General features: G+C 39.1%; 13 protein-coding genes and 1 pseudogene. 10 read left to right on the top strand and 4 right to left on the bottom strand.

Translation table 11 applies throughout. The features are described from left to right. The first annotated feature begins 37 nt into the window (after window positions 1-37). From I2H52_RS07955 to rpsD, 8 genes and pseudogenes are all read left to right on the top strand, one after another. Window positions 38-661, top strand: coding sequence for a TetR/AcrR family transcriptional regulator (locus I2H52_RS07955; protein WP_125398101.1), 624 nt, complete (start codon window positions 38-40; stop codon window positions 659-661). Window positions 662-933: 272 nt separating this feature from the next. Further along, window positions 934-1,698: pseudogene (locus I2H52_RS07950) on the top strand (nucleoside phosphorylase). A gap of 33 nt (window positions 1,699-1,731) precedes the next feature. After that, window positions 1,732-3,111, top strand: coding sequence for a TrkH family potassium uptake protein (locus I2H52_RS07945; protein ID WP_195594951.1), 1,380 nt, complete (start codon window positions 1,732-1,734; stop codon window positions 3,109-3,111). 13 nt (window positions 3,112-3,124) lie between these two features. After that, entirely contained in the window at window positions 3,125-3,790 is a 666-nt protein-coding gene (locus I2H52_RS07940; RefSeq protein WP_001283890.1) for a potassium channel family protein, read from the top strand. A gap of 157 nt (window positions 3,791-3,947) precedes the next feature. Then, window positions 3,948-6,152, top strand: a complete 2,205-nt coding sequence (locus tag I2H52_RS07935; RefSeq protein WP_195594950.1) for an SSURE domain-containing protein — start codon at window positions 3,948-3,950, stop codon at window positions 6,150-6,152. A gap of 80 nt (window positions 6,153-6,232) precedes the next feature. Next, window positions 6,233-6,931: a response regulator transcription factor gene (locus I2H52_RS07930; RefSeq protein ID WP_084868583.1), complete on the top strand. Its 699-nt coding sequence runs from the start codon at window positions 6,233-6,235 to the stop codon at window positions 6,929-6,931. Beyond that, complete coding sequence (locus tag I2H52_RS07925) at window positions 6,928-7,962, top strand: sensor histidine kinase (RefSeq protein WP_000769388.1); 1,035 nt, start codon at window positions 6,928-6,930, stop codon at window positions 7,960-7,962. The genes I2H52_RS07930 and I2H52_RS07925 overlap by 4 nt, the downstream gene beginning before the upstream one ends. A 202-nt stretch (window positions 7,963-8,164) precedes the next feature. Then, window positions 8,165-8,776 (top strand): 30S ribosomal protein S4, encoded by a 612-nt coding sequence (rpsD, locus tag I2H52_RS07920; RefSeq protein WP_195594947.1) that lies wholly within the window; start codon window positions 8,165-8,167, stop codon window positions 8,774-8,776. A 95-nt stretch (window positions 8,777-8,871) separates the two neighbouring features. On the opposite strand, the gene I2H52_RS07915 is transcribed toward rpsD, so the two are convergent. Both I2H52_RS07915 and I2H52_RS07910 read right to left on the bottom strand, forming a co-directional pair. Then, the gene (locus I2H52_RS07915) at window positions 8,872-10,035 is read right to left on the bottom strand and encodes a tyrosine-type recombinase/integrase (protein WP_084947445.1); all 1,164 of its coding nucleotides are present in this window, start codon (window positions 10,033-10,035) and stop codon (window positions 8,872-8,874) included. Between the two features lie 56 nt (window positions 10,036-10,091). Continuing rightward, window positions 10,092-10,634 carry a helix-turn-helix domain-containing protein gene (locus I2H52_RS07910; RefSeq protein WP_084947442.1) on the bottom strand — a complete coding sequence of 181 codons (543 nt, stop codon included), beginning with the start codon at window positions 10,632-10,634 and terminating at the stop codon, window positions 10,092-10,094. Between the two features lie 173 nt (window positions 10,635-10,807). On the opposite strand from I2H52_RS07910, the gene I2H52_RS07905 reads away from it, so the two are divergent. Both I2H52_RS07905 and I2H52_RS07900 read left to right on the top strand, forming a co-directional pair. After that, a complete protein-coding gene (locus tag I2H52_RS07905; protein ID WP_084947440.1) occupies window positions 10,808-11,104 on the top strand; it encodes a hypothetical protein in 297 nt (98 codons plus the stop codon). Between the two features lie 150 nt (window positions 11,105-11,254). Further along, entirely contained in the window at window positions 11,255-12,622 is a 1,368-nt protein-coding gene (locus tag I2H52_RS07900; RefSeq protein WP_084947438.1) for a VapE domain-containing protein, read from the top strand. Between the two features lie 730 nt (window positions 12,623-13,352). Here I2H52_RS07900 and I2H52_RS07895 read toward each other — a convergent pair. Together I2H52_RS07895 and I2H52_RS07890 are read right to left on the bottom strand one after the other, a co-directional pair. Continuing rightward, on the bottom strand, window positions 13,353-14,390 hold the full coding sequence (locus I2H52_RS07895; RefSeq protein ID WP_195594945.1) for a DUF6287 domain-containing protein: 1,038 nt from the start codon (window positions 14,388-14,390) through the stop codon (window positions 13,353-13,355). 6 nt (window positions 14,391-14,396) lie between these two features. Next, window positions 14,397-15,149 carry a hypothetical protein gene (locus I2H52_RS07890; RefSeq protein ID WP_084947433.1) on the bottom strand — a complete coding sequence of 251 codons (753 nt, stop codon included), beginning with the start codon at window positions 15,147-15,149 and terminating at the stop codon, window positions 14,397-14,399. Window positions 15,150-15,155: the final 6 nt, after the last annotated feature.

Below are 15,155 nucleotides of genomic sequence, written 5' to 3'. Positions count from 1 at the left end.
ATCAACATAAATAATGCTAAAAAGGTGTGAAGATTAGATGGATAAGACTGTTTTTGAATCGTTTGAAGATTACTTAGAAGAAGCGAATTACCCTCAAGGAAAGAAAAAAATCATGCAGGCAGCAGTGGATCTCATATCAACCAGGAGTTACCATGGGACATCAACTCTTCACATAGCTGAGCGTGCTGGACTAAGCCAGGCAACTTTGTTTAAGTATTTTAAGACGAAGGATGATTTACTGACGGCTATTTTACATCCTGTAGTCCCAGGCATTTTCGGTAGTTTTTTTGAGGAACTCTTAGCTTTTGAAACGACAGAAGAGAGGGTTCGTTATCTCGTCCGTGATCGTATGAGCTATCTCAAAAAAAATCGTGCTTTGATGAAAATCATTCTGCAGGAGAGTTTTTCAAATAAAAAACTAAAAAATGAACAGATTTTTATCTGGAATGCTATTCAAGATAAACTTCGAGTGCTTCATAAGGAATTGCTAGCAGATCCACGTGTAAATCCAGAGTTAACGATTCCTCAAATGGTTCGTATTTGTGTTGGTCCATTGTTGGCTTACTTCGCTCAGCTTTATATCGTTAGTGACAACGGAGAAATAAAGGAAGAAGACCTAGACTTATTAGAAAAACAGATTTTAGGTGGTTTGTGGAAATAAGGGAGTTCTAGAAGAACTAAGGTTTATTTACTTAACTTTCAAACAAGCTAAAAAAGACATGTTCTGCTTATTTCAGATTCATGTCTTTTTGTTATTGGATTTGATATGTTTTTATAAGTCCTCAATCACTTTGCCAAAACAGAAACCGACTTCTCCAGCGGTGCAACGATTTCTCAAGTGTATGGAAGAGGAGATTTCTGGATTGATAAAGACAACTCCTTGACACTCCGTCAGCTTTTGATACAATAGTACAAAATTAGAGGAGGTGGGTTATGATTCAGAAACATGCAATTCCCATTTTAGAGTTTGATGACAATCCCCAGGCGGTCCTTATGCCAACACATGAGGGACTAGATTTAAAGTTGCCAAAGAAGTGCATCTATGCATTTTTGGAGGAGGAAATCGACCGTTATGCTCAGGAAGTAGGGGCGGATTGTGTTGGTGAGTTCGTTTCGGCCACCAAGACTTATCCAGTCTACGTCCTCAACTACAAGGGTGAGGAGATTTGTCTAGCCCAGGCGCCCGTAGGCTCTGCCCCAGCGGCCCAGTTTATGGATTGGTTGATTGGCTATGGTGAGGAGCAAATTATTTCCACTGGAACCTGTGGAGTTCTAGCCGATATAGAGGAGAATGCCTTTCTCGTCCTTGTTCGCGCTTTGCGAGATGAGGGAACTAGCTACCATTATGCAGCACCTTCTCGTTATATGGAGATGCAGATTGAGGCTGTCTCTGCCATTGAGCAAATCTTGGAGCAAATAGGCATCCCTTACGAGGAAGTCATGACCTGGACGACAGATGGTTTTTACCGAGAGACGGCTGAAAAGGTTGCTTATCGTAAGGAAGAAGGCTGTGCTGTTGTGGAGATGGAGTGTTAGGCTCTTGCGGCAGTAGCTCAGCTACGTGGGGTTGTCTGGGGAGAACTGCTCTTTACCGCAGATTCCTTGGCGGATCTAGACAACTACGACAGTCGTGACTGGGGTTCTGAAGCTTTTGACAAGGCACTCGAACTCTGTCTTGCCATTGTGCACTACATGTGAGTGTTCTGACTGTTTTTATGGTAGAATGTAGCTATGTTATTCAAATCTTTTTTGGAAAAAATCAAGACGACGCTGTCTCGGTTATCACCAGCCCGTCGCATCTTTTTAAGTTTTGCCTTAGTTATCTTACTGGGCTCGCTCCTTTTAAGCCTTCCCTTTGTGCAGGCAGCAACGTCACAAGCGACCTATTTTGATCATCTCTTTACAACGGTATCCATGGTCTGTGTGACAGGGCTCTTCACCCTGCCAGTGGCCTCTACTTATAATATCTGGGGGCAGTTAATCTGTATGCTCTTGATCCAGATTGGCGGTTTGGGGCTCATGACTTTTATCGGAATCTTTTATATCCAAGGCAAGCAAAAGCTCAGTCTTCGTGGCCGTGAGACTATTCAAGAAAGTTTCAGTTATGGAGAAACTCAGTCCTTAAAGGATTTCATCCGCTCGATCTTTCTGACGACTTTTTTGGTGGAAGGGCTCGGTGCCTTTCTCCTGAGTTTCCGCTTCATTCCTGAATTTGGCTGGGGACGAGGGGTGTTAACTTCTATCTTTTTGGCTGTTTCAGCTTTCTGTAATGCTGGATTTGATAATTTTGGAAGTACGAGTTTGGTAGCCTTTCAGACGGACCCTTTGATTAATCTAGTGATTGCAGGCTTAATTATCACGGGTGGTCTAGGATTTATGGTCTGGTTTGATCTAGCGACCCAGTTTGGGAAAAAGAAAAAACGACGCCTGCGTTTCCATACCAAGTTGGTTCTCTTTTTAACGGCGGGAATTTTACTCTTTGGAACAGTATCGACTCTCTTAATTGAGTGGAACAATCCAGGGACGATTGGAAATCTCAGCGCTCCAGAGAAACTGCTGGTTAGTTTCTTCCAGACTGTCAGTATGAGGACAGCTGGCTTTGCTTCCATTGACTACACCCAGGCTCGACCAGTTACCTTACTAATCTATATCATGCAGATGTTTCTGGGTGGGGCACCTGGAGGGACAGCAGGGGGGCTCAAGATTACGACCTTCTTTGTCTTGTTGGTCTTTGCCCGTAGCGAACTATTGGGCTTGCCTCATGCCAATGTGGCTCGGAGGACCATTGAACCCCGAACCGTGCAAAAATCTTTCAGTGTCTTTATTATCTTCTTGCTAACATTCTTGCTGGGCTTGATCCTGTTAGGGATAACAGCAGAGGGAAATCCGCGCTTTATCTACCTCATGTTTGAGACCATTTCAGCCCTTGCGACAGTTGGAGTGACGGCGAATTTAACACCAGAGTTAGGCAAGTTAGCTCTCAGCATCGTGATGTTGTTGATGTTTATCGGCCGTATTGGTCCCTTGACACTATTGGTCAGTGTAGCGGAATACCAGCCAGACAAGAAAGATTTGATTCACTATATGAAAGCAGATATCACCATTGGATAAGAAAGGAAGAACGATGTCAGATCGGACGATTGGAATTTTAGGCTTGGGAATTTTTGGGAGCAGTGTTTTGGCTGCTCTTGCCAAGCATCATATGAATATCATTGCTATTGATGACCACGAGGAGCGCATTAATCAATTTGAACCCGTGCTGGCGCGTGGAGTAGTTGGGGATATCACGGATGAAGAACTCCTTCTATCAGCTGGAATTGACACTTGCGATACCGTGGTTGTCGCAACGGGGGAAAATCTAGAATCCAGTGTTCTTGCAGTCATGCACTGTAAAAGTCTAGGGGTGCCGACCGTCATTGCCAAGGTAAAAAGTCATATGGCTAAAAAGGTACTGGAGAAAATTGGTGCGGACTCGGTCATCTCACCGGAATTTGAAATGGGACGTTCGTTAGCGCAGAGAATTCTCTTTCATAACAGCGTAGATGTCTTTCAGTTGGACAAGAATGTTTCAATTGTCGAGATGAGAATCCCCCAATCTTGGGCGGGGAAAAGCCTTAGCCAGCTAGATTTACGTGGGCGATACAATCTCAATGTACTTGGATTTCGTGACTATGAAAATTCTCCTCTAGATGTTCAATTCGGCCCCGATGACCTTTTACGGTCAGGCGCCTATATCATGGCGGTGATTAATAACCAACATTTGGATACTCTAACAGAGCTTAGTGAGTAGGAGAGGAAGGGCTGTTTTCTTCCCCAATGATTAATGAATCAATATAAGTATTTTATAAGAGGGATTTAAGAAAAATTTTAACTTTTTCTTAATCCTTTTTAATTTTAGGAGATTATACTAGAGCCATCAAATAAAGAAAAACTCTAAGGAGAATCCTATGAAATTCAATCCAAATCAGAGATATACTCGTTGGTCTATTCGCCGTCTCAGTGTCGGTGTTGCTTCAGTTGTTGTGGCTAGTGGCTTCTTTGTCCTAGTTGGTCAACCAAGTTCTGCACGTGCTGATGTCGTCAATCCGACCCCTGCCCAAGTCGTGCCAGACGCTGCTTCGGTGAGTGAAAAGAGCGACTTACCAGCAGAGGTTCTCAAAAAAGCAGTCGATGTAGCTCTTCCTTCAGAACAAGCAGACTCAGCACCTAAAGCAAGCTTGGATACTACAAGCTCTTCAGAAAAAGCGGACGCAACTGCTAAAGAGCCGGCAGTAGCGCCAAAAGAAGAAGTACAAGCACAACCTGACTCTAAGAAACAAACAGAAGATGCAGTTAAACCTGTGGAAAGTCCTGCGCCTACAGTTTTTGGACAAGACCGTGAAGCTAGTGAAGCGCAACCAGCGACCACCCCAGCTGAAGTACAAAAAGGTGTGGCTGACAATACAAAAGATACAGTAGATGTCCCAGCCACTTACTTGGACAAGGCTAACTTTCCTGGTCCCTTCACCGCCGGTGTCAACCAAGTCATCCCATACGAATTCTTCGCTGGAGACGGCATGTTGACTCGCCTGATCTTGAAAGCATCTGATAAGGCTCCATGGTCAGACAACGGAACAGCTAAAAATCCCGCTCTCCCACCAGTAGAGAAATTGGGCAAAGGCCTTTACTTCTATGAAGTGGATTTAGCAGGCACCCAAGGTAAATCTGACAAAGAGTTGCTTGATCTCTTGAAACAAAACGGCACTCAAAGCTATAAAGCTACCATCAAGGTGTACGGTGCGAAAGATGGCAAGGCAGACTTGAGCAATCTGGTAGCGACTAAAGATTTGACTGTTAATTTGAATGGTTTGACCACTCCAGCTGAAGTGCAAAAAGGTGTGGCTGACAACACTAAAGACACAGTAGATGTCCCAGCTTCTTACTTGGATAGAGCTAATTTCCCAGGACCATTTACAGCTGGTGTCAATCAAGTCATTCCATACGAATTATTCGCTGGTGACGGCATGTTGACTCGCCTTATCTTGAAAGCATCCGATAAGGCTCCATGGTCAGACAATGGAACGGCTAAAAATCCCGCTCTCCCACCAGTAGAGAAATTGGGCAAAGGCCTTTACTTCTACGAAGTAGACTTGGCAGGCACTCAAGGAAAATCTGACAAAGAGCTGCTTGACCTCTTGAAACAAAATGGTACGCAAAGCTATAAAGCTACTATCAAGGTGTACGGTGCAAAAGACGGCAAGCCTGACTTAACTAATCTGGTAGCGACTAAAGATTTGACTGTTAATTTGAACGCTTCAACCACACCAAATCAGGTTAAAGAGTCTGTTGTTAACAACATCAAAAATAGCATTGATGTTCCAGCTAGCTACCTTGAAAAAGCAAATGTTCCAGGTCCATTCTTGGCAGGTGTCAACCAGGTTATTCCATACGAAGCTTTCGGTGGTGATGGTATGTTGACTCGCCTCTTGTTAAAAGCCTCAGACAAAGCCCCATGGTCAGATAATGGTTCAGCTAAAAATCCTGCTCTATTGCCACTTGAAGGCTTGGCTAAAGGTCAATATTTCTACGAAGTGGATTTGAATGGCAACACGACAGGCAAAGAAGGACAAGCCCTTCTAGACCAACTTCGTGCCAATGGCACTCACACTTACCAAGCTATTGTCAAAGTGTATGGTTCTAAAGATGGAAAACCAGATTTGACCAATCTTATCGCAACTCGTCAAGTAACGATTCAGCTTCGTGGAAAAGAAATGGCGACAACACCATCTCAATCAGGTCAGATGAATACGAAGCCTTCTGAAACAGGCTCTAAAGGCACGACTGATGGTATGATGGGTACAAATCACCATATGTCAGATATGAAAGAAATGGCGACAATGCCATCTCAAGCAGATCAGATGAATACGAAGCCTTCTGAAGCAGGCTCTACAGGTACGACTGAGGGTATGATGGATACAAATCACCATATGTCAGATATGGAGGTCGATCAACCCGCTTCTAGCCCAATGACTAATATGATGAAAAAAGATGATAAAGCGATGCTACCAAATACTGGGGAAGCTAAAACGGCTACAGCTGGCTTTGGTATCTTTGGTCTAGCCTTGGCAGGACTTGTTGGACTTTTGGGTTTGACAACCAAACGAGAAGATTAAGATTCAAATCACTTAAACATTAGGGAAAATAGTGTTATACTAAAGCAAGTATAACACTGTTTTTATCGAAGGAGTGTCAGATGAAAAAGACAATTTTGCTGGTTGATGATGAGATAGATATTCTAGATATTCAAAACCGCTATCTTATACAGGCAGGTTACGATGTTTTGGTCGCCCATGATGGTAAGGAGGGATTAGAACTTTTCAGAAAAAAATCTATCGACCTCATTATCACAGATATCATGATGCCCAATATGGACGGTTATGATTTTATCAGTGAAGTTCAGTATATCGCTCCGGATCAACCCTTCCTCTTTACAACTGCTAAGACAAGCGAACAGGATAAGATTTATGGCTTAAGTTTGGGGGCAGATGATTTTATAGTCAAACCCTTTAGCCCACGCGAATTGGTTTTAAGAGTAAATAATATCTTGCGTCGCCTTAGCCGTGGAAGAGAGACAGAACAGATCGAATTTGGTGACTTGGTGATCAACCATGTGACTCATGAGGTTCGCATTGGGGATCAACCTTTGGAATTGACAGTAAAATCCTTTGAACTTCTATGGGTATTAGCCAGCAATCCTGAGAGAGTCTTTTCAAAGACGGAACTTTACGAGAAAGTATGGCAAGAGGACTATGTGGATGACACCAATACACTCAATGTTCATATCCATGCTTTGAGGCAAGAGTTGACCAAGTATACAAATTCAAATGCTCCTGCTATCAAAACTGTCTGGGGTTTGGGCTATAAGATGGAAAGACCAAGAGGTAGAAAATGAAATTAAAAAACTATATTTTAGTGGGGTATCTAGTGTCGACTCTACTAACGATTTTGGTCGTTTTCTGGGCAGTCCAACGAATGTTGATTGAGAAAAGTGAAGTTTACTTTCTAGTTGGAATGACCTTGATTGCTAGTTTCATTGGCGCTGCAGTGAGCATCTTTCTTTTGTCGCCTGTGTTCTCTTCTCTGAAACATTTGAAAAAACAAGCTCAGGATATAGCAAGCAAGGATTTCAGCACAGAAATTGAAACAAAGGGCCCATTAGAATTTCAAGAGCTGGGCCAGGCTTTTAATGACATGTCCCACAATTTGCAGGCTACCTTTCAATCACTTGATGAGAGCGAGCAAGAAAAGAGAATGATGATTGCGCAGCTCTCTCACGATATTAAAACTCCCATTACCTCCATTCAGGTTACTGTTGAGGGAATTCTAGATGGAGTGATTAAGGAAGAGGAGCGACTCCACTACTTAGCCACGATTGGTCGGCAAACTGAGCGTCTAAACAAGCTAGTGGAGGAATTGGATGTTTTGACTCTGAACACACAACCTCAAGATACTGCTGATGAAGAAGTCGAAGAGGTCTTTTTAGATCAGTTGCTGATTGAGTCAATGAGTGAATTTCAACTCCAGATTGAACAAGAGGAGCGAGATGTTTACATTCAAGTGTCACCTGAGTCGGCGAAAATCAAGAGCCATTCTGACAAACTTTCTCGCATTCTGGTCAATTTGTTAAACAATGCCTTTAAATATTCAGAACCAGGAACCAGAATCGAGGTTCTTGCCCAATTAACAGAACAAGAGCTGACAATCAGTGTGAAAGACGAGGGGCAGGGGATTCATCCTGAGGATTTGGAAAAGATCTTTAAACGACTTTATCGTGTAGAAACTTCGCGCAATATGAAGACAGGTGGGCATGGATTAGGACTTGCGATTGCACGCGAACTAGCCCATCAGCTTGGTGGCGAAATCACAGCAGAAAGCCAGTATGGCTTAGGTAGCAAGTTTACATTCAGCCTCAATTTGAAATAAAACTCTAAAATCCCTTTACAAATCGAGCTTTTCATGATACAATAGCCTTTGTGTGAAATAGCAGCAGGAAAGCATGAAGCTCGTCAACAGGTGTCTTATGACAAGTAACCTTGGCTGTTTAGGCGAAGGGCATCTGCACGAATCAGGGCTTTCTAAGTGACTATTTCCACCGAAATATTATTTATATCAGGAGGACATACGCATGTCACGTTATACAGGACCATCTTGGAAACAAGCTCGTCGCCTTGGCCTTTCGCTTACAGGTACAGGTAAAGAATTGGCACGTCGTAACTACGTACCAGGACAACACGGACCAAACAACCGTTCTAAATTGTCAGAATACGGCTTGCAATTGGCTGAAAAACAAAAACTTCGTTTCACTTACGGTGTAGGTGAAAAACAATTCCGTAACTTGTTCGTACAAGCTACAAAAATCAAAGGCGGAATCCTAGGTTTCAACTTCATGCTTCTTTTGGAACGTCGTTTGGATAACGTTGTTTACCGTCTTGGTCTTGCGACTACTCGTCGTCAAGCTCGTCAATTCGTAAACCACGGTCACATCCTTGTTGACGGAAAACGTGTAGATATTCCTAGCTACCGCGTATCTGTTGGACAAGTGATTTCAGTTCGTGAAAAATCACTTAAAGTACCTGCAATCCTTGAAGCTGTTGAAGCAACTCTTGGACGTCCAGCATTCGTATCATTCGACGCTGAAAAATTGGAAGGTTCATTGACTCGCTTGCCAGAACGCGACGAAATCAACCCAGAAATCAACGAAGCACTTGTCGTTGAATTCTACAACAAAATGCTTTAATTTTAAGAAATATCTTACAGAAAGCCTACAACAGTGGGCTTTTTGCTTTGTCTTAAAACGTTGATTTCTGGGTTTGTCCCCCTTTTTGTCCCCCTTCACAAAGAACTTACAGCTTTCTCATAAAATGAGACGGCTGTTTTTGCTTTTTCTTTGGAGAGATGACTGTAAGTGTCCATAGTCATAGCTAGTGTAGAATGGCCTAGACGGTGTTGCAATTCTTTATATGGTATTCCAGAGTTTAGCAAAAGACTAGCGTGTGTGTGTCTAAAACCGTGGAATCCAATATTAGGTACACCAGCATGTTTGAAACGTGTGTTTAAACGAGTTGATAGTGTTTTATTGTTTGGGTATTTATGAATAAAATCTGAGAAGACAACAGTTTCAGTCCGACCAAGTTTCCAAGCTTCTTGCCGTTGTCTTTTTTGATACACTTTTAAGACCTCTATAGTTTGTGAGTCAATATCAATTGTGCGATAACTTGCCTCAGACTTTGGGCTGTTAATCTCACCTAAATGATTTAGTGTCTTTGTAATATTTACAGTTGCATTATGTAGGTCAATATCTGACCAGTGTAGAGCTAAGGCTTCGTTAATACGGCAACCAGTAGCAAGAAGAAACTTGTATAAAGTAATTTCATATATATTTCTATATATTGCTAAGTTAGCCTCTTCCAAATAGCTGAGAAATTGCTTTAATTCTAAGTTATTAAAGTGTTTGACTTTGTTTCTACCCTTTTTTATTTTACGAGGAAGCATAACTTCACGAGCTGGATTTATATCAATAATCTGCATTGTCACAGCATATTGTAGTATACGTTTATTTAGCGCGTGAATTTTATCATAGTGTAGAAATGCGCCTTCTTCTCGTTTGTTAGCACGTAGAGCTAGTTGATTAACAATGCGTTGGATAGTTGGAGTAGTTAACTTATCTAACCTATAAGAACCAAATAAAGGAATCACATGGTTAGATAGTAGTCGCTTTACTGAATCTTGCGTATTTGGTTTTACTGTGTGCTGATAGCTTTCCCACCATAGTTGAGCTACTTCTTCATAGCTTGTTAGTGGGATTATTTCTTTTTTAGTGAAGCCATTATTTTGGAATTCAGCCTTAGCTAATTGAGCTTTTTTCTTCAATTCAGTTTTAGTTCTAGCTGTCAGATTAGCCTTTATTTTTTTTCCTGTGAGTTTATCTACTCCTAAGTATACTTTGGCACGATATACAGTGCTACCATTTTGTTTCTTTATTTCTGCTATTTTCATTTCTTAACCTTTCTAACATCAGTAGGCAAGCTGTAAAAGGTTATGAAAAATAGATATTATGATTTGTGTCTAGAACGAATACCTTCAATTAGTATTTGTAGAGCGGTTAAGTCCTCAGTTGTGAGTGCTTGACCATCAATAGTTATTTTTACATTCTTCCTAAAGATATAATCAAGGTTGATTTTAATTTTTTCCCCATTGATAATATCTTGGCTAATATCTTTGTATGTTGTGGATACCCATGGTAAAGATGATGTTTTATCATTGAATTCTATTAAGTCTTTTAACATCTGTTTTTCTTTATCATTATGGATTGAATCCAGATTAATATTTTTAATTATCTCATCAATATAAGAGCTAGCTAATGTTTGATATTCTATATAGTACTCCTCAGAATTTAATCCATCTTGTTCGCATTTTTCTTTTATAGAGCATGCAGCAATACATTCAGTGATTTCAAAGAGCTTCTTTACGCTGGGAATCTTTTTCTCATTTTCAATTTGTGAGACATAAGACTGTGATACTTTCAGATATTCAGCAAGTCTTTTAGTAGTTACGTTACCTTCTGTACGGTATTTTTTAAGATATGCTCCTATCATGTTTAACCTCCGTTTAATAACTTTAGTAATATTTTAGCACAAAACTCTTGACATGTAAACAGAAAACTGATAAAATCCAAAAATAACCTAAGTTAATTAACCTAGTTAATAGGCGAGCTGTAATAGTTATGAGAGGATAGTTGTGCACAAAATGGAAAAGAAAGGGGGTGTCTATGTTTAGTACACCACAAGGGATATTATCTCAAGAAGCAGAACTAGCATTATTGGAGAGGATTGAGCATTTAATAAATGATTATCTATCACATGCAATGCTTTCACCTCATAGTGACTCGTTTGGCCTGATACAACAGAAAGAGTTAATCAAAGAACTAGGTATTAGTTTAGTAACTCTGCATGAATGGGAGCGTTTGGGGTTAACCCGATACTGTCCACCGATAGAAGGAACTCGCAAAGTTTTCTATAAGAAATCAGATGTTATGAAGTTCCTTTCAATTACTAGAAGGGAGTAACTATATTGTATGAAAAAATAATAAATATAGATAAAAATTCCTATGATTACTTGAAACACATAGGTACTTGTAACCATGTTGAATCTTTGATTCAATTGCTATCAATTACGCTATATAGTGTAATTATTTTACTAATAGGAGGAATTGTGTATGACATTCACTTTTAAAAAACAGGAGACAGAGGATAAAGTTCTTGACATGCCTAAATTTAATCTCAATAATTCAGGGAAACCTATCAGTTCACCTCAAAACGTAGTGCTTATCTTAGAATCATTTGAATCTAAGATGTCATTATTAGGTTACAATGAGTTCACAGGAGCAGTTGAAAAACTAGATAAGACGCCTTGGGGAACTCTGAAAGGAGAATGGAATAGCGAAGACACTTCTTTGTTCTCGGTATATATTGATAAACAGTTTCACTTTACTCCTAAAAAGGATTATATTGAAGATGCTGTATTAGAAGTAGCACGTAGATGGATATTTAATCCTGTAAAGGAACGGATAGAAAGTCTTGACTGGGATGGAGTATCTCGTGTGCAATACTTCTTTCATAAACTGTTAGGGTGTGAGAATAATATATACACACGTGAAGTATCCCAGATGTTTTTAACAGGTCTAATTGGACGTGTATATAAACCAGGTATCAAATTTGATAATGTACCTGTCTTGATTGGTCCACAAGGAATAGGGAAAAGTACAGTAGCTCGTCGTTTATTGCCTGATGCTTTTACTGATACTCCTATTTCATTTGGAAAAATACAGGAAGACTATAGGATGCTTAAATACGTATGTGTTGTAGAGATTCCAGAATTACAGGGGTTAAAGAAGAGTGATATAAATAGAGTTAAGGGATTCCTTAGTGCTTCATACGATATGTGTAGGGAACTGTATAAAACACACAAACGACAACTAAGACATAATGTATTTATTGCAACTGGAAATTCTAAAGCATTTCTCAGTGATTTTGGAGTTGAAAGAAGATTCTATCCTTTGAATTGTGGGGAATATGTTGTGGAGGAGCATCCAATGGATGTTTCTGACAATTACTTCTTACAAGTTCTTGCTGAAGCTAAAATACTATTTGAAACAAATGAAATTATGTTTCCAAGTAGAACGACTTCAGAAAAATTGGAAGAGATACAATTTGATTTCAAAGAAGAAGATATGGAAAGGGAGTTAATAAATGAGTTCTTGGATAAATTTCCTGCACCTGATGCTTGGAATCGCTATAACTTATCTGAAAGAAAGAAATACTATAATATCTGGAAAGGGTATGAGAAAGAAACAAGTGAGTATTGTAAGGCAACTGGGGAAAACTTAGTTACTAAAACTTACACAAGTGAACTAGCTTACATACTGTTTGATGAAAAAACAGGTAGCAGACGAAATAGCAAACATGCTTCAAAAATTCGTGATGTACTGGACCATCGTGAGGATTTTATAGCTGTGCAGAATAAGCGACCTTGTAGTATATGTAGTCCAACACGTGTTTATGTGCGTAAAGTAACTACAGAGTAACTACAGGCAAAGGTGGTAATAACACTAGTTATTTACTCCTTTTGTAGTATTGTAGTATTATTCTTGTAAAAATAGTTAGAATTATATAATAAGGGTAAGTAGAGAAATGTCTTGCTACATTACTACAAAGTGTGAACGACTATCCCGTCATAAGCGAAGGCAAAGGAGTGAAACGCTTTGTTAAGTACCAAATACGCCTAATTTATTCCATGGTCTAATTGACAGCAAGAAACAAGGCACTCTCGTACAAATGAACTGTCCATCCGAAAAACTAAAGCCTTTCGTCTGAGACGTTCTTAGCGTACTTTGTGCCTACTTACTGTCAATTTGCTTTCACGGCATAAAGGCGTATGCTTATGAGATAAATTAGAGAATAAAACTAGCTATTTAAAGAGGTTTTACATTATAGAGTTCCATATTTTTGTAATATTGACTTGATTTAGCTATCAGTTTTTACTGTACAATAGTATCAATTTATCTTTTTGTGTTTGTGGTTAGTAATGCGCGTGATAATGAGATTTCTAAGGGTCGATTAAAAAATAGAATGGTACTGGATGTATGTGAATTTTGCTATTCAGCGATTAACTCTCTATATCAAAAATATGTTAGTAGTGTGGATTTTTCTGAAGGAGGTTCATGTGATATAACGGATATACAAAATCCCTGCAATGAGTAATTGCAGGGATTCTCAGTTAATCAGGTAGATTTCCTAAGTAGCGTCTATTTTGATTTAGTCTGTTTTATAAAAGACAGACTTATTTGTTGTAGGGATTCCTTGCCCTGCTATAAGTCTATTTTTGCTTAAATCAGAATCAACCCACTTTATAGCTAGACCAATTGGATAAATACTCATACCATATCCTGTAGTACCTGAACGAATGCTAAAGTTAATACTTCCATCGTTACCTATGCTCATTTTCTCAATATCTCCATTACTTACTAAACCATTTTTATTAAACTTAAACTCTTGCCCATTTTCATTTCTCCAAGTCCCAGCTATGGTGGAGAAGTCTCCATCGAGAATAGCTTGAGCGTCAATTTCTTGTAGCCCAGAAACTGATTTCTCTTTTTGAGTTGATGGTTCTGTGTATGGCGTTGCCTCTATAACAAGCCAATATTGAAATTTCTCAGAGTCTTCAACAATTTTTACTGTGAAAGTAACTAGTTGTCCTTCTTTCCATCCATCGGTTAGATTTTTATTAATATGAATTTCTATACCCGCAATTGAGGCATTGGATGCCTTGACCTTTATGTTATAGTATTTATTTAAGTAGCTAAAATGGCCGTAATAATCTGCCCAATCTTTTTGATGAAACAATTCAGCAGTAAAACGATAGAGTTGTCCAGTCTTTAATGTTCCATCATTTTCCATATCTCGAAGATTTTCTGCTGTCGTGTCTATGATATTATTTTCAGCTGAGCTTGATGATGCAGAGGAACTAGAAGTAGTAGAGGAAATTTGTTGTGAAGATTGACTATCTACTGTTTCTATATTCTTATTTGGATGTCTAAAGAAGAAAAAAGTAGTTCCTATAATTATAAGAATCAGAAGTGTAATAGAGGTTATGAGAATCCAAAGTTTATTGCTTGGTGGTAGAGGACAAATTACTACGTGATTCTGATTTTTGTAAACTTCAACAATGTCGTTTACTCTAGGATGAAAAGTTAATTCATCGATAGGAACATTTAGCGTATCATTTGTGTGGAGTTGAATGATTACATGTGTATCTGAAACGTGAATGATTTTGTTATGTGTTTTCTTTTTCATGTAGTATTAGTTTTCGTACATATAGGCTACCATGTATGGCAGTGTTTTTGTAGATTTAAAGACCGTTTCATAACTTTGTCTTCCTTTAACCAACCCGTACAATGTTATATGGTCATCTTCAGCTATAACTCTATTATTGTATTCGGCAGGGATAGAAACTAAGATGATTTTATCATACTCATCATTAATAGCTACTCGTAGGGTATATGATTTACCATCCTCCATAGCTTGTAAAACTTTGCCATAGACTTTTACTTTAGTATTTACAGCTATTTCATCATGATTCCATTTGCTATAATCTACTTCACTATAATTTGCTTTATCACTATCTATAGAAATTTTAGTTTTTGATGAAGAAGACGAAGTGGTGAGAGAACTAGAGGAATTATCTTTAGAAGAAGACGAGGAACTAGTGCTACTTTTCTCGGATGATGATGAAATTTTAGAGGTAGAACTTGAAGTAGTCTGCTTGTTCGAAATCTGTTCTTTAACGCTTACAAAACTAATAATAATAATCACAAGTAGTAGTGTGATTATTGATACTATGGCTATTGCTTTTCGGGGCTTTGTATTTTTATCTACACTGGTACCTGTGTTACTATTGTCAACTTTCATAACAAACCCTTCATAAACTTCTACTTTGTCACCTAATTTAGGTTCAAAGTCACAAGACTCGATATTGATTTCCTTTAAGCTTCCATCTTCATATCCTATATAAAGTTTGTCTTCAGTTATTTTAATTATTTTCCCTATGTTCATTAGTAC

The sequence above is a fragment of the Streptococcus oralis genome (assembly GCF_015561235.1).
GTDB lineage: Bacteria > Bacillota > Bacilli > Lactobacillales > Streptococcaceae > Streptococcus > Streptococcus oralis_BK.
Note: the sequence above shows the minus strand (reverse complement) of the source record. Positions and strands in the feature narration are given on the sequence as shown.